This is a genomic window from Enterobacter sp. LU1 (assembly GCF_008271405.2).
GTDB lineage: Bacteria > Pseudomonadota > Gammaproteobacteria > Enterobacterales > Enterobacteriaceae > Enterobacter > Enterobacter hormaechei_C.
On record NZ_CP043438.2, the window covers coordinates 3,450,036 to 3,470,508 of the forward strand.

Consider the following 20,473-nt stretch of genomic DNA (forward strand, 5'->3'; position numbering starts at 1 on the left):
GTAGCCCTCCTTGTGGGGGCTTTTTTTGGGATTGATGCGCTTCGCTTGTTAAATATTGAGTCTTTTCTAGAATTTAAAGGTGCTTTGCTATGTCAGGTAAAGCCGTCGTTCATAAATACCCGTGTGCTCAAGGACGAGCCATCCCTAGTTTTTCCTTTCCCGCTCTATCTGCCTTATACCAGCCAGGTTATTGTTGCCCTTCTCAATCACAGCCAGCAGCGGCTTAATCCAGAGCACAGCCTGGCAGTATGTTATCGAGCTGGCGGCAGCGGTACGATCATCGGCTGCGTCAGGTCCGTCGGTATCGGCGTGCATTGCGATGGAACGTAAACGGTACGCGTATTTGAGCAGCCCACCAGCAATGTCAGCAGGAACAGGCAGATCACAAGTTTTTTCACGGCGGAGAATCTCCCGGTATTCGATTACGGTTTCTTCGGTGCTGGTGTCGATTAGGGAGTTAAGCTTGTTGGCATGTTCGGCTACCTGATTGAACCGATTAAAGTTGAATGCCTGGGTGGCGATTACCTGCCCCTGCAAAGAGTTGTCGCTTCGCAGAACGTCGTTATCGCTCTGAAGGTTCCTGGCGTCCGAGCAGCTCTTAACGAGAGCGACCGAAAGGCCAGCAATAACGACAACGCCGATAAGACCTGCATTAATTTTCATTGGTCCAGCCCCCAGCACGCCAGCGCACTTTCTTGATCGCGCCGCTCGACCTGCCCATAGCAGCCATTCTTTTGGCCTTTGGTTAGTCGGCAATCACGGCCGCCGTCTTTAATCCACCAGCGTATAGCCTCGCAGGCACCTTTCCGGTCTCCGGCGTTAATTCGCTGATAGAACGTCGACGGGTAGCACTTTCCGGGACCAATGTTGTACGGACAGAACGATGCGATGCCAACTTTCTGCGGCTCTGTCAGGGGCACTTTGATATTCCGGTCGACCCAGGCAAGCGCTTTATCACGCTCAACGGCGTTGACCTTCTTGCATTGCGCCTCGGTAGCGGTCATACCCTTTACGACACGTTTTCCGTCGATAACCGTCACACCATGGCATAGCGACCAGACGCCACCTGGATCCATGACGGCCACGAGAGCATTACCTTCCTTCTCACTAATGAACTGGTCAAACAGCACTGGCGCCGATGCTCCAGCGGCGATCAGGGATAGCATGGCGGCGCTGAGTTTTGCTCTTGTCGATGCCATGTTAATTATCCTGTGGAGGTGCGGTGATGTAGCCCTTCTTGAGGGCCTTCTCGTATGCCTTGGTCTGGCGTCTTTTGAAGTAGAGGTTGGTAAGGTAAGTGGCTATACCGATAAGAAAACCGCCAATCACTGCAACCTTGTTCCAGTCGAGGTCGTGCAACCATTGCAAAATGCCGCCTCCACAAATAAGACTGCCAGACACGCAATACGAGACTGCGGATGCGATTTTGTCAGGCATATATCGGATCATCTCTTTCTCCTCGCGTATTGGCGGGAGCTGTGTGTAATGGGTCAGGCCCTCGGGACGATTTAACAAGAAGGCATGTCGAGGATGGTTCCGGGAGCCTGAAAAAGAAAAGCCCCGGCAGGATGCCGAGGCTTATGATTGTTGGCCTGACCTCGCGGATAATTCCAACTTACCGCCATCCATTAGCGACGAGACCAATGGCGCGAGGATAAAGCAGGAATTGCGACCATAAAAAAACCCCGCCGGCTGGCGAGGTTTCGAATGTTATGTGTCAGTGCGTAGTGACAACTCATAGCAGAATACTATACATTTTGCGTACGCGTTAGTTTTTTAAAGTATGCTCGCCTAAACTCTAACCTTAAGGAAAAGCGATGAACTTCTCAAAACAAAAGCAAGCCAACCTAACCCGCAAGGTTACGGTTAGGGCATTTAAAGTAAACTCAAATAATAACAACAACTTATATAAGCAGATCGCAGCTAGTAAAAGTTTAGCTGCGGGCACCATCATTCAATATTCAGCTACCAAGCACATCAAATGCAAAGAACTCAAAACTATAAATAATACACATTTTATTCACTTTACTTCATACAACCCTAATGAGCAGGTCTCAGTCTCACCTATCAATCCTAAAGATAAAGATCTTTTTCCAGTCAAAAACCATGACAACCTGCATGCTTTCTACATGATTAAAGGGAACAAAATAGCATCACTAATGTTAATATCGACTAATTGGCCAGAGGTTAAGACCAGTAAATTATTTGGTCATTTTAAGATAGACATTATTCCAACATGCATCCTCCGCCAGGATACAGTTGCGAAATTGCAATCAGACGGATTAAAAGCGGTCCATGTAAATCTGGAAGTAATGAGCTCTGATTTTAATAAACAACCGGGCTTTTTAAAATCATTAATCCAAAATGAACCAGCTGTAAAACAGACAGGAATTTCAGGTCATCTAACTATTGATCATAAAGGAAATCCACAACTCGCTAAATCTATTGAAAATAATCCAACCCCTTGGATAAGTGATTTAGATAGTGACTTTTACTTTGAAACAAAAAAAAGCGAAAAAATAACCAGTGACAGCTTAAGGCTTACACAGGTATACTACACTATTCCCTATGGGGCAAAGTCGATCCTGTCAAAATATGCGGAAGAAATTTTAAGCGATTTTGTAAAAAACGAGTTTTAATGAGATTTCTAAGAGGCTTGAGATAATGAGAAACCTTGATATAAATGCAATTGCTATCACAGCGTTAAACATGCTCGCCTCTTTATTTTTTTCTTATTTCTTTACTGAAACTCTTACTAATAACACTGACGCACTCAACTTGGTTGCCAATATATTCTCAATATTGACTGGCTTTTTATTGTTAGTCATCACACTGTCAGGCGATAATTCTTCCGTTTCACTTGGACTAACTGAAGTTGAGCGCACATATCAAACAAATAGATTCTTAATTAGATTCAATAGATATTACAGTTTGTTTTTGTTGTATCTTTTAACATTAGCACTAATTTTCATATATTACTTACTCTCAAAAGATAAAAGCCACACAGGTTTGGCTTTATCATTATCAATAAGCGTGATAACCCATGCAATATCATTCTTAACTTGCTTCTCATTTATTCAGTCTACGTTCATACCTTTGAAATTGAAAAAGCTTTACACAGAGAAGAAAGAACTTAATGATAAATCAGGCAGCTAGTGCTGCCTGATACTCAGCTTAACATACAAATGCAGCCATCAATAAACCCCATTGCAGTTTGTAGTTCTTTCCTAATAGTACCATCGGAGACTTTTCTTTTTTTCGCAATTGCTCTCAATGAGATTCCGAAAACGAAATGAGCAATCAGAAGTTCACATTCATTAGGTTTGAATTTTTTCAACCTCGCAACGCATCCATCAATCATGATCCCCTCATCATCGTTACACTGAGGCCGTGATTTCTTACCGTGCGGCAGGAGCCCTTTGAATCCAGTTGCAATTGGCTGCCAGTCCACTCCGTTGTGATCTGAGGCAGCCCAGGCCCCCCAACGATCCATAACCTCGTACATATCACGCATTGCGGTTTCTCTTTCCTGTTCTTTGTCACTAATATGCATGCCCTGCGGGCTGAAATGTTTAAGAGCTGCTTTCAGTTTCATGCGGCCACCTGCTGTTTTTTATAGAAAACCACTTCACGAACCTGATCGCCGTTCATGAGCATGTCGTTAAAATCACCGTTATCCGGGTAGTAGATGCTGATTTTTTGCAGGTCATTTTTTGCCATTAAGTTGGCATGAGCGCATTCAGTGGCCGCAGCCAATCCGGTGGCGCTGTTTACGTCTCGATCTGCAAAAATAATCAAATTCTTCACGCCTGCAGGAACACGGAATTTCTTCATGAATCCGCTTGTCATGGTGGCCCAGGTATTCACCTTGTAAATTTGATGAGCAGACAAGGCGGTTTCGATTCCTTCTGCGATGCCCAGTGTGCTGGCGACCGGGAACATACGGATCGCAACTGAGCGAGCGTGATCAAGATAGTTATCTTCCTGCAGTGATTTCTGCCGCTTGGCGCTGGCCCCGATGTCAGCCTTTTTTGCACCATCCAATAACGTCTGATGGAGGTAACACAGCTCGCCTTTATCATCTGTTGCCAGTGAATAAATAGACTGGTACACCCGTCCGTTATGCCGTTGCTTGGGATTAAGCCGCACGGACTCAGCCGGAAGCTGATAAATACCCCGTGAGTTAAGGTATTCAGCGGCGCATGTACCGCGCAGAGGTGACATTTTTGCAAAATTACTGAGTACCTTTTTCCGCAGCTTGGAAGCGTCGCTAGCCTCGGGAATTTTGTCACGCCTGAACGTATTGCCGATCAGTGCGTCGATTTCGCGGCAAATCTCGTTAAATGGTTTGCCCTGGGTTTTGGTAACCAAGTCCATTCCCGTACCGCTTCCGCAGGTGCAGATCCATGTTCCTGCGCCGTCGCGGTCGTCGATGCGGAATTTGCCAACCGAATCACACAGAGGGCATTTCCCTCTAAAGTGGTTTTTACCGGTGATCGGCGGCAGTCCGTAATGCTCAAAAATCATGGCCCACTGGCCTTTTGCTGCTTCTACCGTCTTCATGCTCGTTTTCCTAACTGCTGTCTGATATCACTGACGCGATTAAGCGCCTGCTGAATTCTTTCCTGGGTAGGCTGCTCTTCTGCCTGTGCCTGCTGGCGCTGCTGAGCTTCGATTCGTTTAGCGAAGCTGATCCGCTTGTGCTTAATGAAGTTTGAGACTGTCGGAGTGATATCCATCGGGTAATCGCTCAGTCCGTTCGGCCATTCGCCAAAACGTTCGCGGAAGGTGTGAGCACACCAGGCATCGCTGACAGGCTTTTTCCCCAGCGATACGCGCTGGCGCTGATAGAATTTGATCTGACTCCACCAGGCTTGTTTCTCTGCTTTCGTCGGCTGGCGCTGCTCGCCCCCAAGTTTTTTGAGTTTTCGCCCGGTGTCGGTATCAATGTCCTCACCGGCCAGCGGCTTGTGGCCACATTTAGGGCAGACATAGACGCCAGCAGGCTTCATGAAGTGGCATTGCGAGCATTCGTGAGGCAGCTTATCTGCTCGTTCCTCAGCTGCGCGGCGAGCGCCCTCCTCCATCCCGTCTGATTTACCCGGAAGATCGTCATATTCGATAGAGTCCGGATAACCCAGGCGGTGCACGGTTCCGCTGTGATCGAAGATGAGGCAGGACTCTTTACCCGGAGCGGTGCGCAAGCCACGCCCGAGCGCCTGCAGCCAGCGAATTTCGCTCTTAGTTGGCCTGGCGTAGATGATGCAGCGAACATCGCTGTCGAACCCGGCAACCAGCACCCCTACACTGACGATGATTTTTGTGGCGCCAGTTTCGAAGCGGTGAATGATGGTTTGGCGTTCTTCCGCAGGCGTATCTGCAGTCATAACCTCTGCATTTACGCCAGCCTGGTTAAACTGAATAGTCAGAAAATTAGCGTGGTCTACGTTGACGCAGAACGCGATTGTCGGCAGGTCCCGGCCGTTCTCCAGCCAGTTTTGGACGATATCGCCCACCAGCGTGGAACCGCACATGATCTCCGCCAGCTGCGCCTCGTTGTAGTCGGTACCGTACTGCAGGGACGGAGAGGTTTTAACCCCCTTCAGATCCGGCTTTGTGGGCGCGTAAAATTCGTATTTGCTCAGGTCGCCGCGCTGGATCAGCTCGCCGATGGTGGTTGGCTTAATCAGTCGGTCATAGTATTTGCCCAGGAACGGGGAAAACGGTGTCCCCGACAGGCCGATCACTTTCACGCCTTTTTCGCGCAGGCGTTCGATATCCTGCAGGATGCGTTTTTTTCGCAGGTGAGCTTCGTCGATAATCAGCAGATCGATATTGTCAGGAAACACGCGACGAATAAGCGTATCGGCGCTTGCAATTTGTATTTTGAGGGAAGGATCATAGTTTGGGTGATCCGCCCATACATAGCCGATTTCATTACCCGGCAACCCATACTCCACAAAACGGTTTGCTGTTTGGGTTATTAGGATCTGGTAAGGCGCGCAAAACATTACCCGCATGCCACGACTGACGAACCCGGCAACGATGAAGGCGGCCAGTCCTGTTTTACCGCTGCCCGTCGGCGAGTACACCATGAAGGTTTCTGTATCCTTCCAGTTACGGCGCAGCTGGTTAAGTGCTCGTTCCTGTGCAAAATTTGGTGTGATCGTCAGCTGCATTGTGCGGACCCCGCGGTGATGAGATAATAATTCTGTGATGTGGTTTTCATGGATTCCCCCTCACATGGCTGGTGGCCTCCCCAAAGGCTGCCAGCCTCCCTTCTGATTCAGCTCCCCTGAAAAATCACTCTTCCAGAAAGAACCCTTTTGTTTCTCAGCGCCTGAGCGCCTTGTACTGGTTTGCTGATACGGGCGTTTTTTTTATTGCGCCCTTAAGACAGTGATCTACTTAACCAATGGATCTCTCCTGTTGGAAAAGACCCTATTCCTACCCCTACACCCAATCCCCCCTTACCCCCCTTTCCCTCTTCCCCATAAAAACGTACTACTTACCTAGTACATACGGGGAATTGAGTTAGTGGGTTGCCAACCTGAACAGGCACCTTTAAGCCTGCTTTTGTCCGGGTACCTTTAAACCCGCAACAATCAGGAACGCTGTGGCGTTCCGGCCAGGGGAGGTTCCACGGTAAACCCCTGTAAAGCCCTGCCGTGATTTCTCACAAACAGACGAAGCCGCATATTTGCTTCATGCCTTGCCCGGTTCTCCTTGCGGTATGAAACGGGCTCGGCTTCGAACGATTCCTGATACACAGCTGCATAACGCTGAATGGCTTTTTGTCGTGCTGCTGGCGTCAGGCTCAGTAACTGCTGCTTGATCCAATCGGCATCGGCCTGGCTATGTTCTTCAGGCAAAACCAGGAAATCGTTACGCGTGGTTTGCATCAGCACAGAACCTCTCTGGATAAAGGATCTGGATTTCCGTTAATTCGGCACTGAACAATTTGGCTAGCTTCTCCGCTACTTCCGGAGATGGACGCTGAATACCTCGCTCCATTCGGCTAAGATTACCTGGGTCGCACTTAATGGATGCTGCAACCTCCTGAATGGTCATCTTCGCGTTAAGGCGAGCTTTGCGTAGCGGTGTAGTAAACATGCGCATAACTCCCATATGTGTTTTAGACATAATATGTTTCATGCGCATATTATGCAAGTTCAGTTGTGTGGGTTGCAAAAATATGTATAAAATACAAATTAATTAACTTTGGATGGGGGTGCTTTTGTGACTGTTGGACAACGCATTAGAGAACTACGCAAAGCGAGAAAAATGACCATCAATCAGCTGGCCACGCTGACAGATTGGGATGTCGGTAACATTTCTCGACTCGAAAGAGGTATGCAGGGTTACAGTGAGGCCAGCCTCAAAAAAATTGCCAAAGCATTGGAAGTTCCATTATCTGAACTATTCTCTTTCCAAGACAAAAACGACACTGTTGATACATACAGTGTCGGTTCACTCTCGTCGGAAAGGAGAAGTGATGTGTACAGAGTTGATGTTATGGATGTTTCTGCCAGCGCTGGCAATGGGAACTCAACACGCGATTTCATAGAGGTTGTCAGCTCAATAGAATACGTGACAGAAGAGGCCAGAAATCTCTTCGGTCACCGGCCAGCTAACCAGGTCAAGCTTATCAACGTTCGCGGTGATAGCATGCAGGGCACTATAGAGCCGGGGGATTTAATTTTTGTTGACGTGGCCGTCAACTACTTCGACGGAGATGGCATCTATGTTTTCGACTTTAGCGGCGATCTGTTCGTTAAACGACTTCAAAAAATTAAGACCAGTTTGCATGTTCTCTCTGACAATCCACAGTACAGAGAGTGGCAGATTACCGACGAAGAAATGGACATGCTTCACGTTTGTGGAAAGGTGCTGCTAAGCCAGTCCCAACAGTTCCGCCGTCACGCATAATTTTCAATCCCGCCCCCATAACAAAGAGCCGAAAGGCTCTTTTTTTTGTGTCAAAAACATAAAATCCATTTGTATGTAAAACAAGTAGTTATAAACATTTTATGTTTCCCAAACATATTTATGTTTGACAGACATTTTTGGTGATCGTATGCTTATTTCAACGGCAAACAACGGAGCCTTGAAAATGACAACCGCACCGACAACCAAAAAGTTTCACCAACTCGTAGATATAGAAGATTATCGTTATAGCAATAACTGCTCAAATATCGATTATGGCGATATAGCATGTGACTGTGAAACGAAAACAATTTCAATACTTGAGGCCATAAATCATATTAGCCTGAGCATATTCTCGCTTGCAGAAGATGATAGAATTGGTAAAGAAAAAATTGGAAATCTTTCCTGCATCATCGCTTACCTTGCAGAGCTTGGGATTGCAACAAATAAGATATCTCATGCAGCCTCATATCTTTCTGGTTTAAAGGATAGCAATCATGGCGCATGAAATTTCTTTAGAACAGGCAAAAGAAAAGGCCCATCAAGCAGAAATAATTTGCCGCATGATGGAAGTGTACCCTAACAAAATGGACTGTTCAGAAATTGAAGCTGTAGCTTCGTTGCTTAGCAAGTTAACTGGCGATGTATGCGCCTGGCTCATAGAAGAGCAAGCTATAAAAGATAAAAAATAAACTAAGTCAATTATAACCATTTATTTCAGCTTAATTGCTGTGGACTCTCACAAACATTATTTAGGTGGGCACCATGAGAAATAAAGATGCTTTCAAAACAGCAAAGATGATTTGCAGCGCCGGTTATTGGGATATCGCAATTTTATATTTAAAAAAAGCTTACGGGAGATAATTATGACTATGCAGCAGCGCCAAGATATTCAGGGTGTGAACATTAAAGCAGAGCAACTCAATTTCCTCATGCAAACAATTCATGCTCATCATAAGGATTTCGACTGCCATCAACTTGATGGGCTTTTAGGACTTGCTTATGACCTTGCGGGATCGGTTTATTCATGGACGGAAAAAGAGGAAGGAATTGTTCTTCAAAATGAAGAGCAGCAAAGAAGGGTTAACTAGATGAATAATTTAATTAACACCTATCGACGCAGAATTTTAAAGGCAGCGTTATTACGCCACCAGCGTAAAACAGGCAGTAACTGCCTTGTTATTAACCTTCCTAAAGGAGGGATCAATACTCTCGAGTTAACAGAGATTCTCATGGATGGCCTTTTGAGAAGATTCGAAAAATTGACTCTTGGTGAGTACGGAAATATCGAAGGCGTAAAAATCATCAGATGGATATACAGCAGCGCTGTAGATGTTAACGGCAGCGGAGAGTTTCTGACAGAAAGCGGAAAGGTACTCGTCGACGATCTTATTTCTGAGCTGGTCGAGTTTGCCAAGAAACAAAAACCAGCTACCCCGGAGGCCAGTCATGAATAACCAGCAAACAGTGCTCTATCAGGGTGCGCTGATTCCCCGTCCCGTTTTGAACGTGGATCTGCACGTCCTCCCTGATTTTACCTGGCGGGTAGTCCTGCACATCGAGAACGGGAGGGTGATATGCGACCGCCAGCTGTTCGACGACGAGCACATTTGCTCACTGGCCACGTTTATCGAAATGGCGCGCGAAATGGAGCTGAGATTTGAGGAGGTAGCTGGTGGCACTGACAGCGATACGAATTCCTGAGTGGGTTCACCTCAAAGCGGTACACGTTTTAAGCCAGTTCAGGGCAAGGCGCATTCACCCTTGCCGTATGCACGGCTCCGGGAATTTGAGCCTCAAGGTTAACCACCGCTGGCGGCTACTCTCCCGCGATGGCGGCAAGAACTGGGAAGTGATGTCACACGAACGCTATAGCAAAGTTAAGGATCGGAAATGAACGATAAACGCACCGTGAGCATGATTGACCTGGCATTACAGAAACACGATACGCCTGTTGGCCCACTGTTCGTAGCAGTACGCCACGGTCGTATCAAAAAATGCTTCACGCGAGATACGGCGATCCGCTATCTGGCTTTCTTCATGACCACCGAGGCTTTTGAGCGTTCAGGTTTTCCGCAGCGTCACCCGCGGGTGCGTATTGATCGCGATGACAGGGAAGTATGGCGAGACGGGGAAACAAAGGCTGAGTATCTGTCCGCCCACCAGCGTTGTGTTCGCCGTCTGCGTCGCATCCTGGCGCGCAAGCGAGAAATGGAGAAATGGTGTGAGAAATGGGACGCGATGCATGACCGATTCGTTAAAGAGGTTGATGCACTGCAGGCCATCAAACCAGCAGGGGTGAAATGATGAAGCCCTTCATTTTCATCATCATTGTTTCCATGCTGCTGGCGGCCACCGTTATCGGCGCGCTGATTGAATATAAATTTTTGGTGAGGTAGCGAGGCGCTCCATGAATAAGCCAGTTTTAGAAATTATTAAGCGTTGGACCCGTCTGGCAACGGAGGCCAAGCAGTTGGGGCTTACCACCATCCCCATCGACCCGGAAAATATGTTGATGGTGCTGGGGGAGCTACCGGCCAGTTCGGCCGAAAAGTCGGCCGATTGCCAGAATGACTATCAGGCTGCGATCGACATCTTGCGCGATAGAGCTGCTCGCGAACTAGATGGTGGTTTTCGCGCTCATCACAACGCCCTGATTTATGCCGCTAATGAACTGGAAAATGCCCAGGCTTTCGGGCAGGAGGTCAGCCATGAGTCTTGACTGTGTACCCCTTTCTACGTACTGCAGGGACGCGGGGGAAACGGTAGAAGCCGTTAACAAACGGATACAAAGGGGGTTATGGAAGGAGGGAGTACATGTATTAAAAGTCGATGGCGTTAAAGAACGCTGGATTGACTTAACGGAGGTTTCAAAGTGGGCAAGAAAGAACAAGGATCATTATCTCTCCCAAGAGGAGTAACCATCCGCCAGCATAAAACTGGCGACACTCTGGTTATCACTTTCACATACAAAGGGGTTCTGTGCCGGGAGCCCCTCTCCAAAATGGAAGCAAACGCGCGCGGTGTGAAGTACGCCGAGCGCCTGCTCGGGGAGATACAAAACCAGATCGCCGGCGGCACATTCGATTATGCGAAATACTTCCCAAACTCCAAAAAGCTAGAGCTTTTCGGGGTAGTAAAGAAAACCAAAAATATAAAGTCTTACCTGGACGAGTACCTGAAAATCTGCCAGAACCGCAACCTGTCCCCGTCGACTATCAACGGTTATGAAAAATGCCTGTCGGCGCTGTCAGCTCTGCATAAACTCCACGTGTCAGAACTGACGCCAGCGGTCCTTAAAAACTGGATAGCCAGCCGGAAAACAAAGCTGAAAACGACCAGGAATAACCTTTCGTTTCTACGCAGCGCCATCGATGAAGCTGTTACGGATGGCCTGCTGGCCATTAATCCGGTAACCCTCGTCAGCGCCAGCCGGTACCACGTGATCGACAGCAGCCCAAGCGCCGACGATTACGAGGTGGATCCGTTCACGCCAGCGGAAACCCTCGCTATTTACCAGAGCTGCAGGTACCCGGAATGGGAAAACCTATTCCGCTTTGCTTTCAATACCGGTCTGCGGAGTTCCGAACTGTGCGCGCTGCGCTGGGTTGATCTCGACACCATCGCGAAAACAGCCCACGTTCAGGCGGCCAGTGTCGTAGGGGTACTTAAAGGCACCAAGACAAAAGCCGGTACCCGTAAGGTTGAGCTGAACAGTGAGGCGCTAGCAGCCCTGCAGGCGCAGAAACAATACACTTTTATGAAAAGTGAGTTCATATTCAGCGATCCGAAAACGGGAGAGCCCTGGGCGAACGCCGACGCGATCCGTAAAAAGGCATGGGTGCCGACCCTGAAAAAAGCTGGTGTGCGCTATCGTAACCCGTACCAGACGCGGCACACATTCGCCACCAAGCATATTAGCCAGGGCGTTAACCTCTTCTGGCTTGCCGGACAGATGGGCCACAAAGGGCCGGAAATGTTGTTCCGCAATTATGGTAAGTACCTTGCAGTATATGATGGAAAGACGTCTATAAAGGTTGTGTCAACCTGAGTAGAGCTGCCTGCGTCTGAAGAAAATTAAGAATGAGGCTACCATTGCTTTTTGTGAAATGAGCTATCATCTATGTAATTGATAGCTTTATTACTGTGTTTACAAAAGTTAAAACTCATTTAAAAACAACACCTTAGATCATGGCAATAAACGCAATGCAAATATATTCCTTGACATAGCATAACCTGTTGATTTTTATTGAGTTAAACTTTCGTTAGGACAGCACAGGGACACTGATAGTACTTGAAGAGTTACGGTACAAACTGTTATCCTGTGCTCCACTAATACAAGAACTTTTATGTTTTTTTTAATATTCAATAGCTTAACGTAGGTACTGGCGGAGTATTATAACTGGAGTGACCACTATGAAAAACACACTGACTGTAGGTTTCGGTGAAGGTTAACTACAACCTAAATTTGTAACACAAACCTCCATTAGCACAATAAGGCCTCCCTTGCGGAGGTCTTTTGTTATAGGAATCAATAAGATGGCGAGAACACTTGTAAACGTCAGCGCTACAATTTTTGCTCTAATGTTGATTGTCAGAGCACTATTTACTTATATCTACCCTGGCAAACTCCCCTTTAACCTAGCCATCATTGATTGGCTGGTAGTCATTGCTGGATCTGGCGCTGCCATTTCTTCTATCTTCTGCTTTATCAAAAAGCGCTATCCAGACACTGCAGAATTTCTTCCAATGTTCAGTACTGTTTGTTATGTGATAGTCCTGATCGGGTATGCAATCCTGAGATACACTCCGGCTTATCAAACATCTCTTTCGATTATGGTTACAGGTATGCTCGTTGGGATGGGATGGTGGATCCAGTGCATAACGTCAGCAGCGAATACGCGCAGGTCACATACCCTTAACATGATCATTAACACACGCACCAGTCCCGAATACCAAAAACAGTTACGGAACAGCACAAAATTTTATCGGGGTATGCGTTATGTGCCGCAAGAACTCTCTGAGTGGCGCTGCAACCCGGATAAAGAAGAATACAAGAACATGAAGGTACCCGACGAGTATAGAGATGCCATTAACGGCCTTCTGTACATTCTTAATTATTTCGAGTTTCTTGCGCAGGGAATCAAGTTCAAGGATTTGGATGACGAGTTACTGAAGGAGTGTTTTTCCAGCTTCTTACGCGGAATAGAACGCCGTGGATTCCACATGATTTTAGAATCTCAAAAACAAGATCCAGCGGCCTTTGAAGGAATTATTTATCTTTCAAAAAAATGGAACGGAACCTCGTTTGTTGAAACCCACCGTTCAAACCCAAACACAGTAGAACTGGGGGTTCCATATCCTTCAAACGAAACTGTCGAAAAAATGGTTCAAGGTCAGCCGTTGATTGATAGCGACACGGGTCCAGAGCTTCAGGTGGCCACTTAACATTGATGCATGGACCAGGAGTGGACAACAAAATGCACTTAAAATGCACGCGCCGGAAAATAAAATATACATAACTCAATTTTTCAATAAGTTACACCATTTCCGGACGCGAGTTCAACTCCCGCCAGCTCCACCAAATAATAATCCGGATACGTCCGGTAAAGTACAGAAAGCCCGCATGGCATAAGCCCTGCGGGCTTTTTTGTGTCTGTCGTTGTCCGAGAACATCCAGCTAAATCCAGAGAAAATTGGTACACGTTTAGGTACACGCTATACTGTGGTCCATTAAACGTGTACCAATTATGGAAGGGATCCAGACATGGCGCGTATCACACGCCCCCTCACTAACAATGAAATCCTTAAAGCCAAACCCCGTGAAAAAGACTTCACCCTTCATGATGGAGATGGCTTGTTTTTGCTGGTCAAAACCACCGGTAAAAAACTCTGGCGCTTCCGTTATCAACGACCGGGAAGCAGTAGCCGCACAAATTTGAGTCTCGGCTCATATCCTGCCCTTACACTCGCAGCAGCTCGTCAGATACGCGACCAACATTTAGCTGTGCTCGCACAAGGGATAGATCCGCAACAGCAACAAGAACAAGCTTCAGAGCAACGTCAGATTGAGCTAGATAGTATTTTCTCTACTGTAGCTGCCAACTGGTTCAAAATGAAAAGCAAAAGCGTCACAGAGGACTACGCGAAAGATATTTGGCGCTCTCTAGATAAGGACGTGTTCCCCGCAATAGGCGCGATACCTGTTCAGGAGATTAAGGCGAGAACGATTGTTGATGCATTGGAGCCAATTAAAGCGCGTGGTGCATTAGAGACGGTTCGCCGTCTGGTGCAACGTATTAACGAAATCATGATTTACGCAGTCAACACTGGCCTGATCGATGCGAATCCGGCATCAGGGGTTGGAATGGCATTTGAGAAACCCAAAAAGCAAAACATGCCTACGCTTCGGCCAGAGGAATTGCCGAAACTGATGCGTTCTCTTGTTATGTCCAATCTTTCTGTTTCGACTCGCTGTCTTATTGAGTGGCAGCTCCTGACCCTAGTGCGCCCTTCTGAGGCTTCTGGTGCTCGGTGGGTCGAGATCGATCTCAATGCCAAACTCTGGACGATCCCCGCCGAACGCATGAAGGCCAAGCGTGAGCACATTGTTCCTTTGTCTACTAAAGCATTAGATATTCTGGATGTAATGAAGACTATTAGCGCTCATAGACAATATATTTTCCCAAGCAGAAATGATCCTAAAAAACCAATGAATAGTCAGACGGCTAACGCAGCTTTAAAGCGTATTGGATATGGAGGTAAGCTAGTCGCACATGGATTAAGGTCTATTGCTAGTACAGCGCTAAATGAAGCAGGAATGAACCCAGACGTGATAGAAGCAGCATTAGCGCATAGTGATAAAAATGAAGTACGTAAAGCTTACAATCGAACAACCTATCTCATGCAACGAATTGAACTAATGAATTGGTGGGCAGACTTCGTAGAAAATAAAAAATAAATCTAACAGAAAATCAAAATAGAGATTGACCAAAATCAATCTCTTATTTAATGGAGTTAATATATGTTTCCAATCCAGTCGACTTGATAATCAAGTTCATTTCTTTTGATTTTTTCAAATACTCTACATTAGGCCAAGAGAGATATGTAATTATTATACATATCAATCTTACCATAGCAAAATCAGAAAGGTTAATAAGCGTTTCCACATACATTACCTTATCCTGTTCAGTGAACCCATTTTGAACAGTAATCTCTTTGTCAATCAATTTAACTGCAAGATAAAATCTCCTAGCAAAAGAAAACATTTTATCATCAGAGTTATTGTCTAAAGTCTCAAGTATGTTAGTTAAATTCACACCAACCATACCTCTCTGAACGCTTGTTTTTATAAGTTGCTCAAGTTTATTTACTGCATCAACTTTCTTTACCTCATGCCCCCCATTAGGAGATGGAAAAATTAAAGAAAAGTCATCAAAGCCACTTTTTTGCGCCTCAATTAGATTATAAAATTGAAATTCAAATGACTTTCTTTTATCCAGAATCTCTTGTCTCCTAGTCTCATTAATTAAACATTCATTAGCTGTAAATTGCATTCTTACTGATTTAATCAAAAGCAGTATGGAAATAAAACTTAAGATAGGATTGAGAACCCCTCCAAAGTAATCACCAAACTGCCCCCATACATCCTTTCCTTTTGAAAGAATGGTTGGACCAACGCCAAATTGATAATAGTAAACACCTAAAGTTAACACTATCAAAAATGACGCTAACCAACCAATATATTTCATAAGTCTTCAACCTCAATAACTAAATATTTTACGATCTCACCATTGCTAATGGTCATATCCCTGACCTTTAATAACAAGTGCTCTCGTTCTTCTTCGGCCAGCCTGTTATTTGCATCAAGATTACTTGTTATTTTTTTCGTCTGAGCATCAGTGACATATTTAAGTCCATTTAAAAAACCAAACGATGTAGTTCTCTCTTCGCCATTAACTAATAGTCTACCATTTCCTGTGAAGGTGTTAAAGCGGGTTATGATAGCCTCTATGTAATGGTCATGGTCAGTTTCAATTAACTCTGTAATATTTAAAGCTGTATGTTGATTCAAAGTCGCTATTCTTTGTTTACCGCCAGGTTTTCTATAATTCAAATCGACTGAATAATTACACATCGTAGAAATTTTGTGCATGTTTTTCAGTCTATTTCTTATAGCTTTGGTAAGTTCATCCTCAATATCTTCTAACCCTTTAATAACTTTTATAGCGGCATCGCTAAGTCTAGGGCTTTCTAAAAAAAGAGATTCATAAATGTAATAACTCATCACTTCTGAAAAGACTGATCTAGTCATTGTAGACAATCTAGCTGCGACATTTCTATCCGATATTACTACATCAAAGCATTGGCCAAAAGAACCCGTAAAAGAATGCTTTAATTTTGTGCGAATTTCATTAGTCTGATGGCGATTTTCTTTAACCTTCCCTCGTAATATTGCTTCTGTGATTATACTTGTAACCCCTGAAGCTCCGGATAAAGTCTGAAGAGCGTAATCCATGTCAACTTCGTTGTCACCACTGTTTATGACAAGATCAAGACTTACTTTCATTTTTTCCCCCACGAATCGAGAGCAATTTGCTCCAAATGGATAAATATATTACTTAACCATCTATCAATCGCATATTGTATATAACAAGCAAGTGAATAAAATGTTTTTTTTGATGATGATCAACTAATTTCGTGCGGAGTTACCCCCCGCCTCCGGGCGTTTTCCTTACTCCCAAGCCTCGCCGCCCCAGAGGCTCGCCACGCTCTCGAACAGCACCGCACTAACCACCGACACTCCCGAGAACCCGCGCCGCACAGAGACGCGCTCAGACAGCGAAACTAAATATAATTAAATAAATACTTTACCGTTGGCGCGCAATGCTCTCCCCGCCCCGCCTGCCCGCTTAAGGGGGCGCTTTTAATGCAGGTGCATGACCGGCCTCAGGGCGCGCCAGTGCTGGCGCTGGCGGGGGATTCAGTGTCGGTAAAACGCATGCAAAACCATGCACCTTAGAATGCATGGCTTTTTTACGGGAAAATGGCGGGATTTTAGGGAATTATTGAGCGTTCTACTGTGCAGCTAGTTCTGCGCGCTGGCGAGTGAAATTCAGGTTTTGCGCAGGTGTGAATTTTTCACGATTATCATCCCGCGAAGCCGCGTCAGGTCTGAATCCGATGGCCGTTAAAATGTCATTATCCTGCGCCGAATAATTAATTTTTTCACCGGCGACCAGCCAGACCTGTAGCGCCTCACGCAGACAGTCGAGTGAGTGCTGCATGGCGCAGCGCTGAACGGCGGAGTGTTGCCCGGAATAATTCATCAGTTCAGGGGCAAGGGCGGCGGCCAGCTCCGCGCCGTGTACCTGCATAAAATCATTTAAACGGCCGCGGATACTGATGCGCTGCACCTCCTCATGCGAGCGGATATAGCGACCGGCAGCCTGATTAATTTCCCACTTTTTCACGTCGATAATCTCGCGCAGCGTTTGCAGGCTCCGGCCGCTGTGGCCGCTGCCGGCAAGCTGTTCGCGGTATGCCTGCTCGGCCTGCGTCAGTTCTTCCCTGCGTTGCAGCCAGGCGGATTTGTTTGCCTGACAGGCCTCAAAGGCTTTCTCTAGCGTCAGTGTGGTCACGTATGTTTCTCCTGATGACTGGCCGTGCTTACGCACCGGCACGGTTAACGATGGCCGCCGGTGCGGGTAGCGGGATAACCGGCTCTGTTACCGGTGAACGAATAACCCCGTCGATGGATTCAAGCGTGCGGAACGTGGCCGAGCAATCGATGTTCATGCACTGGTGATAGCGCTGTTTGACGTTATCGGACAGATAGCGACTGGTGCGGGAATGCGCGCTGGTTTTGCAGAACGGGCAGTGAAACATGCTTACCCCTCCGCTTCTGTCTCGCCATTTTCAGCCAGCTTTCTGGCGAGCATCATTCTCTTCGCAGGGCTGCGTAACAGCTCCGTATCAACGTCAGTAATCTGCGGCCGGTGCATGCCCGTCACGGACAATACAGGCTCCTGTGTCATGTCGAAGTTATACATGCTGCCCTGACGGCTCAGCGCGTCGCGCAGCTCGCCGGTGGCCACGGACTGCGGGGCACTTTCACCCTTCATTTCGAGGGCACGAATGCGCAGCAGGAAAGCGCGGATGAGGGCGACAGGAACGGCGTTGACAGCCTGAGCCCATTCCGCACCGGCATAAGCGGTAAAGGCATCTTCATGCGCTGAAAGGTATTTATTGCCGGTGGAGCAGGCATTCAGCATGGCGCGTTTCCGGTCTGTCTCCAGCTCCGCAATCAAGCCGGTGAACTCGTCGGCCAGCTCGCGACTGGCGATACGCCTGCTGTGCTCAGCTTTCATTTCAGGGGTGAGACTGCCGCGCAGGGTGCGAAAGCGGCTGCGCCAGTTCTGCTCCGCCTCAGTGCTCTCATCGAGGGCGGTCTGCCGCTCCTGCTTACAGCGTTCAATGGCCGTATCAATCTCCTTCAGTACCTGCATGCTGGCTGCGTGGGTGTCTCTGGCCGCAGTGAATGCGCTCAGCTTGTCGGTGATGCGCTGGCTGTTCTCTGCGTACTGCTGAGCGGCAACGTCTTGCAGGGCGGTAATAACTGTTTTGGGTTTCATGTTCAGGCTCTCCGTTTATTCAACCTGAAATGATTCTGCCCTTCATCACACAACATCTCGATTCATTGCAGTTGTGGCAGTTCTGGCACAAACAGCACTTAAAATCCGGCTTGCCAGAGAAAGGTCTCAGCAAAACCTTACTCATCGTTTGTTTTTTTACATATAACTATTCACTACTGTTCACCTTAAATAAAAATATAAGTAATACAGTAAGATAAAGGGTGAACAGTTGAGGGTCTGACTGTTCACCGTCTGTTCACCACTGTTCACCCATCTTCTGAACTCTCCTGAAGTCGTATATATTTTTTATTAATAAAAAATAAGCTATTAACCACTTTTGGTTATGTATAGATATGCCAGAATGTGCCAAAGGATACCCACGATATACCAGAACATTGTCAGAGATTGTCGCTGTATAAAAAACAGTCTGTTGTGTGGTGAAGTACTGCAAAATGACTTGTTGCCCTGAGGGAAAATATTAACAGAATAGAGAGCTACCCGAGGCCGGACGGACACGCCCGGCACTGTATGGACTTTATGAGGTAGCCCGATGCACACTGCTTTTTCTTCCCCGTCTTCTGCCCCTGCCGCACCACTGATGCCGGTTTCTGATGCCGTTCAGGAGCGCTTTATCCGCCTGCCCGAAGTGATGCATCTGTGTGGCCTGTCCCGGTCGACCATTTATGACCTCATCAGCCGGGAAGCCTTCCCGAAACAAATCTCCCTCGGTGGAAAAAATGTGGCGTGGGCGCAGTCTGAAATCACCGCATGGATGGCAGATCGCATTGACGAACGCAACCGGGGCTATGACGCATGATGATGACCGTTCAGCATTCAGCCCCTTTTTCTGGCTTGCTTCCTGTCGTCGTTTCCAGGTATAGTTTTCCCGCTGTCGCAAAATCGGCAGCCGGAATTGGCGTTCCGAATAACTTCAAGGCGACACGACACGCGCCATGCGTGTTTTTTTATGTCGTTGCTCAGGCACACCCATTTTCAGGGCTGTGGTGTTTATTCGTGCACCCGAGTCCTTTTCTGATAATGGTAGTCCGGGCGGGGCAGCCTTCGGGCTGGCCGGTTTCCTTGAAGGCCGGTTACGCCAACCCCGTTCGGGCTGCCACCAGTGAAATTGGCGTTTCCGGTGGTAGTTTTTCAAACTACTTCAAGGAGGCTGCCATCATGGCTACTACCCTCACCCCATCGTACCCGCAGTTTGTCTTTGTGTTTGCCGCCGTTCGTCGTGCAGACCGTAAACCCCGTATCTGTATGCTCCGCACCGTTGCCGGTGATGAACACGCCGCACGCCTGTCGCTCGTTCGCGACTACGTCCTCTCGTTTGCTGGCCGTCTGCCGGTTGCGGAGGTGCGCGCATGAGACACACCACCATTACCGCCCGTGACCTCGAATGCCTTGAGCATATGCGCAACGTCGGCCAGCTCGTCAATGAGCTGATGCAGGTGCAGGACTGCGCCACCGTTCGTCGTGACCCGGCGCAGCAGTCACAGCTTACTTCCGTGATTTACCTCATGACCGCCCAGCTCGACGGCGTGGTAGAGCGCTGCAATCAGCGCTGGCTGACCGGGGAGGGCAACGTATGAAAAAGCCATTACCCCCCGTATTACGCGCCGCGCTGTATCGCCGCGCTGTCGCCTGTGCATGGCTGACGGTATGCGAACGCCAGCACCGCTACCTGCACCTCACCCTCGACGCGCTGGAAAGTGCGATTGCCAACGAGCTGGAGGGCTTCTACCTGCGCCAGCACGGCGAGGAAAAAGGCCGCCAGATTGCCTGTGCACTGCTGGAAGATTTAATGGAAGCCGGACCACTCAAAGCCTCTCCCTCACTGTCCTTTCTCGGGCTCGCCGTGATGGATGAACTCTGCGCCCGTCACATGCAATCACCTGTTGTGCACTGAG

30 protein-coding genes are annotated in these 20,473 nt (G+C 47.5%); 17 read left to right on the forward strand and 13 right to left on the reverse strand.

The window, feature by feature from the left end; all coding sequences use genetic code 11:
- Nucleotides 1-144: 144 nt before the first annotated feature.
- Genes FZF21_RS16495 through FZF21_RS16505 form a run of 3 tightly spaced genes read right to left on the reverse strand, consistent with a single transcriptional unit; the run spans nt 145 to nt 1,449 of the window.
- Nucleotides 145-663 (reverse strand): hypothetical protein, encoded by a 519-nt coding sequence (locus tag FZF21_RS16495; protein WP_149121225.1) that lies wholly within the window; start codon nt 661-663, stop codon nt 145-147.
- A complete protein-coding gene (locus FZF21_RS16500) occupies nt 660-1,199 on the reverse strand; it encodes a lysozyme (RefSeq protein WP_149121224.1) in 540 nt (179 codons plus the stop codon). The genes FZF21_RS16495 and FZF21_RS16500 overlap by 4 nt, the downstream gene beginning before the upstream one ends.
- 1 nt (nt 1,200) lies before the next feature.
- A complete protein-coding gene (locus tag FZF21_RS16505; protein ID WP_008499363.1) occupies nt 1,201-1,449 on the reverse strand; it encodes a class II holin family protein in 249 nt (82 codons plus the stop codon).
- A gap of 368 nt (nt 1,450-1,817) precedes the next feature.
- On the opposite strand from FZF21_RS16505, the gene FZF21_RS16510 reads away from it, so the two are divergent.
- Complete coding sequence (locus FZF21_RS16510; RefSeq protein ID WP_048209458.1) at nt 1,818-2,639, forward strand: hypothetical protein; 822 nt, start codon at nt 1,818-1,820, stop codon at nt 2,637-2,639.
- Between the two features lie 530 nt (nt 2,640-3,169).
- Here FZF21_RS16510 and FZF21_RS16515 read toward each other — a convergent pair.
- From FZF21_RS16515 to FZF21_RS16535, 5 genes are all read right to left on the reverse strand, one after another.
- Nucleotides 3,170-3,514, reverse strand: coding sequence for an antiterminator Q family protein (locus tag FZF21_RS16515; RefSeq protein ID WP_149121394.1), 345 nt, complete (start codon nt 3,512-3,514; stop codon nt 3,170-3,172).
- Nucleotides 3,515-3,591: 77 nt separating this feature from the next.
- A complete protein-coding gene (locus FZF21_RS16520) occupies nt 3,592-4,563 on the reverse strand; it encodes a toprim domain-containing protein (RefSeq protein WP_149121223.1) in 972 nt (323 codons plus the stop codon).
- On the reverse strand, nt 4,560-6,179 hold the full coding sequence (locus tag FZF21_RS16525; RefSeq protein ID WP_149121222.1) for a DEAD/DEAH box helicase: 1,620 nt from the start codon (nt 6,177-6,179) through the stop codon (nt 4,560-4,562). Before FZF21_RS16525 ends, FZF21_RS16520 begins: the two co-directional genes overlap by 4 nt.
- Before the next feature lie 426 nt (nt 6,180-6,605).
- Nucleotides 6,606-6,902 (reverse strand): hypothetical protein, encoded by a 297-nt coding sequence (locus tag FZF21_RS16530; RefSeq protein WP_149121221.1) that lies wholly within the window; start codon nt 6,900-6,902, stop codon nt 6,606-6,608.
- The gene (locus FZF21_RS16535) at nt 6,886-7,119 is read right to left on the reverse strand and encodes a helix-turn-helix transcriptional regulator (RefSeq protein WP_109740585.1); all 234 of its coding nucleotides are present in this window, start codon (nt 7,117-7,119) and stop codon (nt 6,886-6,888) included. Before FZF21_RS16535 ends, FZF21_RS16530 begins: the two co-directional genes overlap by 17 nt.
- A 165-nt stretch (nt 7,120-7,284) precedes the next feature.
- Here FZF21_RS16535 and FZF21_RS16540 point away from each other — a divergent pair, with 165 nt between their 5' ends.
- The 12 genes from FZF21_RS16540 to FZF21_RS16590 all read left to right on the forward strand — a co-directional run bounded on the left by FZF21_RS16540 (nt 7,285) and on the right by FZF21_RS16590 (nt 14,887).
- On the forward strand, nt 7,285-7,929 hold the full coding sequence (locus FZF21_RS16540; RefSeq protein WP_116363849.1) for a helix-turn-helix transcriptional regulator: 645 nt from the start codon (nt 7,285-7,287) through the stop codon (nt 7,927-7,929).
- Between the two features lie 184 nt (nt 7,930-8,113).
- Entirely contained in the window at nt 8,114-8,434 is a 321-nt protein-coding gene (locus FZF21_RS16545; protein WP_149121220.1) for a hypothetical protein, read from the forward strand.
- Nucleotides 8,424-8,618 (forward strand): hypothetical protein, encoded by a 195-nt coding sequence (locus FZF21_RS16550; protein WP_116363850.1) that lies wholly within the window; start codon nt 8,424-8,426, stop codon nt 8,616-8,618. The genes FZF21_RS16545 and FZF21_RS16550 overlap by 11 nt, the downstream gene beginning before the upstream one ends.
- 174 nt (nt 8,619-8,792) lie before the next feature.
- Nucleotides 8,793-9,017 carry a hypothetical protein gene (locus FZF21_RS16555; RefSeq protein WP_125366207.1) on the forward strand — a complete coding sequence of 75 codons (225 nt, stop codon included), beginning with the start codon at nt 8,793-8,795 and terminating at the stop codon, nt 9,015-9,017.
- Nucleotides 9,018-9,383 carry a hypothetical protein gene (locus tag FZF21_RS16560; RefSeq protein WP_125366205.1) on the forward strand — a complete coding sequence of 122 codons (366 nt, stop codon included), beginning with the start codon at nt 9,018-9,020 and terminating at the stop codon, nt 9,381-9,383.
- Entirely contained in the window at nt 9,376-9,630 is a 255-nt protein-coding gene (locus FZF21_RS16565; RefSeq protein WP_149121219.1) for a hypothetical protein, read from the forward strand. Before FZF21_RS16560 ends, FZF21_RS16565 begins: the two co-directional genes overlap by 8 nt.
- A gap of 189 nt (nt 9,631-9,819) precedes the next feature.
- Nucleotides 9,820-10,233 (forward strand): hypothetical protein, encoded by a 414-nt coding sequence (locus tag FZF21_RS16570; protein WP_149121218.1) that lies wholly within the window; start codon nt 9,820-9,822, stop codon nt 10,231-10,233.
- Nucleotides 10,234-10,336: 103 nt separating this feature from the next.
- Nucleotides 10,337-10,648, forward strand: a complete 312-nt coding sequence (locus tag FZF21_RS16575; RefSeq protein WP_149121217.1) for a hypothetical protein — start codon at nt 10,337-10,339, stop codon at nt 10,646-10,648.
- Nucleotides 10,638-10,847, forward strand: a complete 210-nt coding sequence (locus FZF21_RS22255) for a hypothetical protein (RefSeq protein WP_000050710.1) — start codon at nt 10,638-10,640, stop codon at nt 10,845-10,847. The genes FZF21_RS16575 and FZF21_RS22255 overlap by 11 nt, the downstream gene beginning before the upstream one ends.
- Nucleotides 10,802-11,977 carry a DUF3596 domain-containing protein gene (locus FZF21_RS16580; RefSeq protein ID WP_149121216.1) on the forward strand — a complete coding sequence of 392 codons (1,176 nt, stop codon included), beginning with the start codon at nt 10,802-10,804 and terminating at the stop codon, nt 11,975-11,977. Before FZF21_RS22255 ends, FZF21_RS16580 begins: the two co-directional genes overlap by 46 nt.
- 488 nt (nt 11,978-12,465) lie before the next feature.
- Complete coding sequence (locus tag FZF21_RS16585) at nt 12,466-13,374, forward strand: DUF4760 domain-containing protein (protein ID WP_023317197.1); 909 nt, start codon at nt 12,466-12,468, stop codon at nt 13,372-13,374.
- A gap of 319 nt (nt 13,375-13,693) precedes the next feature.
- Nucleotides 13,694-14,887: an integrase domain-containing protein gene (locus tag FZF21_RS16590; RefSeq protein ID WP_149121215.1), complete on the forward strand. Its 1,194-nt coding sequence runs from the start codon at nt 13,694-13,696 to the stop codon at nt 14,885-14,887.
- Nucleotides 14,888-14,930: 43 nt separating this feature from the next.
- On the opposite strand, the gene FZF21_RS16595 is transcribed toward FZF21_RS16590, so the two are convergent.
- The 5 genes from FZF21_RS16595 to FZF21_RS16615 form a co-directional block, all read right to left on the reverse strand.
- On the reverse strand, nt 14,931-15,677 hold the full coding sequence (locus FZF21_RS16595) for a hypothetical protein (RefSeq protein WP_128771958.1): 747 nt from the start codon (nt 15,675-15,677) through the stop codon (nt 14,931-14,933).
- Nucleotides 15,674-16,495: a hypothetical protein gene (locus tag FZF21_RS16600; RefSeq protein WP_149121214.1), complete on the reverse strand. Its 822-nt coding sequence runs from the start codon at nt 16,493-16,495 to the stop codon at nt 15,674-15,676. Before FZF21_RS16600 ends, FZF21_RS16595 begins: the two co-directional genes overlap by 4 nt.
- A gap of 508 nt (nt 16,496-17,003) precedes the next feature.
- Complete coding sequence (locus tag FZF21_RS16605; RefSeq protein WP_149121213.1) at nt 17,004-17,567, reverse strand: phage polarity suppression protein; 564 nt, start codon at nt 17,565-17,567, stop codon at nt 17,004-17,006.
- Between the two features lie 28 nt (nt 17,568-17,595).
- Nucleotides 17,596-17,814 carry an ogr/Delta-like zinc finger family protein gene (locus FZF21_RS16610; protein ID WP_149121212.1) on the reverse strand — a complete coding sequence of 73 codons (219 nt, stop codon included), beginning with the start codon at nt 17,812-17,814 and terminating at the stop codon, nt 17,596-17,598.
- A 2-nt stretch (nt 17,815-17,816) separates the two neighbouring features.
- Nucleotides 17,817-18,560, reverse strand: coding sequence for a capsid protein (locus tag FZF21_RS16615; RefSeq protein ID WP_149121211.1), 744 nt, complete (start codon nt 18,558-18,560; stop codon nt 17,817-17,819).
- Nucleotides 18,561-19,110: 550 nt separating this feature from the next.
- On the opposite strand from FZF21_RS16615, the gene FZF21_RS16620 reads away from it, so the two are divergent.
- From FZF21_RS16620 to FZF21_RS16635, 4 genes are read left to right on the forward strand one after another with little or no spacing between them, the layout of a single operon-like run.
- On the forward strand, nt 19,111-19,377 hold the full coding sequence (locus FZF21_RS16620; protein ID WP_047737302.1) for an AlpA family transcriptional regulator: 267 nt from the start codon (nt 19,111-19,113) through the stop codon (nt 19,375-19,377).
- Nucleotides 19,374-19,931, forward strand: a complete 558-nt coding sequence (locus tag FZF21_RS16625) for a host cell division inhibitor Icd-like protein (RefSeq protein WP_059353804.1) — start codon at nt 19,374-19,376, stop codon at nt 19,929-19,931. Before FZF21_RS16620 ends, FZF21_RS16625 begins: the two co-directional genes overlap by 4 nt.
- Nucleotides 19,928-20,155: a hypothetical protein gene (locus tag FZF21_RS16630; protein ID WP_017692848.1), complete on the forward strand. Its 228-nt coding sequence runs from the start codon at nt 19,928-19,930 to the stop codon at nt 20,153-20,155. The genes FZF21_RS16625 and FZF21_RS16630 overlap by 4 nt, the downstream gene beginning before the upstream one ends.
- On the forward strand, nt 20,152-20,472 hold the full coding sequence (locus FZF21_RS16635; RefSeq protein ID WP_149121209.1) for a DUF5375 domain-containing protein: 321 nt from the start codon (nt 20,152-20,154) through the stop codon (nt 20,470-20,472). The genes FZF21_RS16630 and FZF21_RS16635 overlap by 4 nt, the downstream gene beginning before the upstream one ends.
- The last annotated feature ends 1 nt before the right edge of the window (nt 20,473 follow it).

Excerpts from the sequence above, each read along its gene's own strand:
- FZF21_RS16530 (WP_149121221.1), bottom strand. The coding sequence starts at position 6,902 with ATGCAAACCACGCGTAACGATTTCCTGGTTTTGCCTGAAGAACATAGC.
- FZF21_RS16540 (WP_116363849.1), top strand. The coding sequence starts at position 7,285 with ATGACCATCAATCAGCTGGCCACGCTGACAGATTGGGATGTCGGTAAC.
- FZF21_RS16575 (WP_149121217.1), top strand. The coding sequence starts at position 10,337 with ATGAATAAGCCAGTTTTAGAAATTATTAAGCGTTGGACCCGTCTGGCA.
- FZF21_RS16630 (WP_017692848.1), top strand. The coding sequence starts at position 19,928 with ATGAGACACACCACCATTACCGCCCGTGACCTCGAATGCCTTGAGCAT.
- FZF21_RS16505 (WP_008499363.1), bottom strand. The coding sequence starts at position 1,449 with ATGATCCGATATATGCCTGACAAAATCGCATCCGCAGTCTCGTATTGC.
- FZF21_RS16610 (WP_149121212.1), bottom strand. The coding sequence starts at position 17,814 with ATGTTTCACTGCCCGTTCTGCAAAACCAGCGCGCATTCCCGCACCAGT.
- FZF21_RS16560 (WP_125366205.1), top strand. The coding sequence starts at position 9,018 with ATGAATAATTTAATTAACACCTATCGACGCAGAATTTTAAAGGCAGCG.
- FZF21_RS16595 (WP_128771958.1), bottom strand. The coding sequence starts at position 15,677 with ATGAAATATATTGGTTGGTTAGCGTCATTTTTGATAGTGTTAACTTTA.
- FZF21_RS16600 (WP_149121214.1), bottom strand. The coding sequence starts at position 16,495 with ATGAAAGTAAGTCTTGATCTTGTCATAAACAGTGGTGACAACGAAGTT.
- FZF21_RS22255 (WP_000050710.1), top strand. The coding sequence starts at position 10,638 with ATGAGTCTTGACTGTGTACCCCTTTCTACGTACTGCAGGGACGCGGGG.
- FZF21_RS16625 (WP_059353804.1), top strand. The coding sequence starts at position 19,374 with ATGATGATGACCGTTCAGCATTCAGCCCCTTTTTCTGGCTTGCTTCCT.
- FZF21_RS16520 (WP_149121223.1), bottom strand. The coding sequence starts at position 4,563 with ATGAAGACGGTAGAAGCAGCAAAAGGCCAGTGGGCCATGATTTTTGAG.
- FZF21_RS16500 (WP_149121224.1), bottom strand. The coding sequence starts at position 1,199 with ATGGCATCGACAAGAGCAAAACTCAGCGCCGCCATGCTATCCCTGATC.
- FZF21_RS16620 (WP_047737302.1), top strand. The coding sequence starts at position 19,111 with ATGCACACTGCTTTTTCTTCCCCGTCTTCTGCCCCTGCCGCACCACTG.
- FZF21_RS16545 (WP_149121220.1), top strand. The coding sequence starts at position 8,114 with ATGACAACCGCACCGACAACCAAAAAGTTTCACCAACTCGTAGATATA.
- FZF21_RS16590 (WP_149121215.1), top strand. The coding sequence starts at position 13,694 with ATGGCGCGTATCACACGCCCCCTCACTAACAATGAAATCCTTAAAGCC.
- FZF21_RS16495 (WP_149121225.1), bottom strand. The coding sequence starts at position 663 with ATGAAAATTAATGCAGGTCTTATCGGCGTTGTCGTTATTGCTGGCCTT.
- FZF21_RS16510 (WP_048209458.1), top strand. The coding sequence starts at position 1,818 with ATGAACTTCTCAAAACAAAAGCAAGCCAACCTAACCCGCAAGGTTACG.
- FZF21_RS16515 (WP_149121394.1), bottom strand. The coding sequence starts at position 3,514 with ATGCGTGATATGTACGAGGTTATGGATCGTTGGGGGGCCTGGGCTGCC.
- FZF21_RS16535 (WP_109740585.1), bottom strand. The coding sequence starts at position 7,119 with ATGCGCATGTTTACTACACCGCTACGCAAAGCTCGCCTTAACGCGAAG.
- FZF21_RS16565 (WP_149121219.1), top strand. The coding sequence starts at position 9,376 with ATGAATAACCAGCAAACAGTGCTCTATCAGGGTGCGCTGATTCCCCGT.
- FZF21_RS16635 (WP_149121209.1), top strand. The coding sequence starts at position 20,152 with ATGAAAAAGCCATTACCCCCCGTATTACGCGCCGCGCTGTATCGCCGC.
- FZF21_RS16585 (WP_023317197.1), top strand. The coding sequence starts at position 12,466 with ATGGCGAGAACACTTGTAAACGTCAGCGCTACAATTTTTGCTCTAATG.
- FZF21_RS16555 (WP_125366207.1), top strand. The coding sequence starts at position 8,793 with ATGACTATGCAGCAGCGCCAAGATATTCAGGGTGTGAACATTAAAGCA.
- FZF21_RS16525 (WP_149121222.1), bottom strand. The coding sequence starts at position 6,179 with ATGCAGCTGACGATCACACCAAATTTTGCACAGGAACGAGCACTTAAC.
- FZF21_RS16615 (WP_149121211.1), bottom strand. The coding sequence starts at position 18,560 with ATGAAACCCAAAACAGTTATTACCGCCCTGCAAGACGTTGCCGCTCAG.
- FZF21_RS16550 (WP_116363850.1), top strand. The coding sequence starts at position 8,424 with ATGGCGCATGAAATTTCTTTAGAACAGGCAAAAGAAAAGGCCCATCAA.
- FZF21_RS16570 (WP_149121218.1), top strand. The coding sequence starts at position 9,820 with ATGAACGATAAACGCACCGTGAGCATGATTGACCTGGCATTACAGAAA.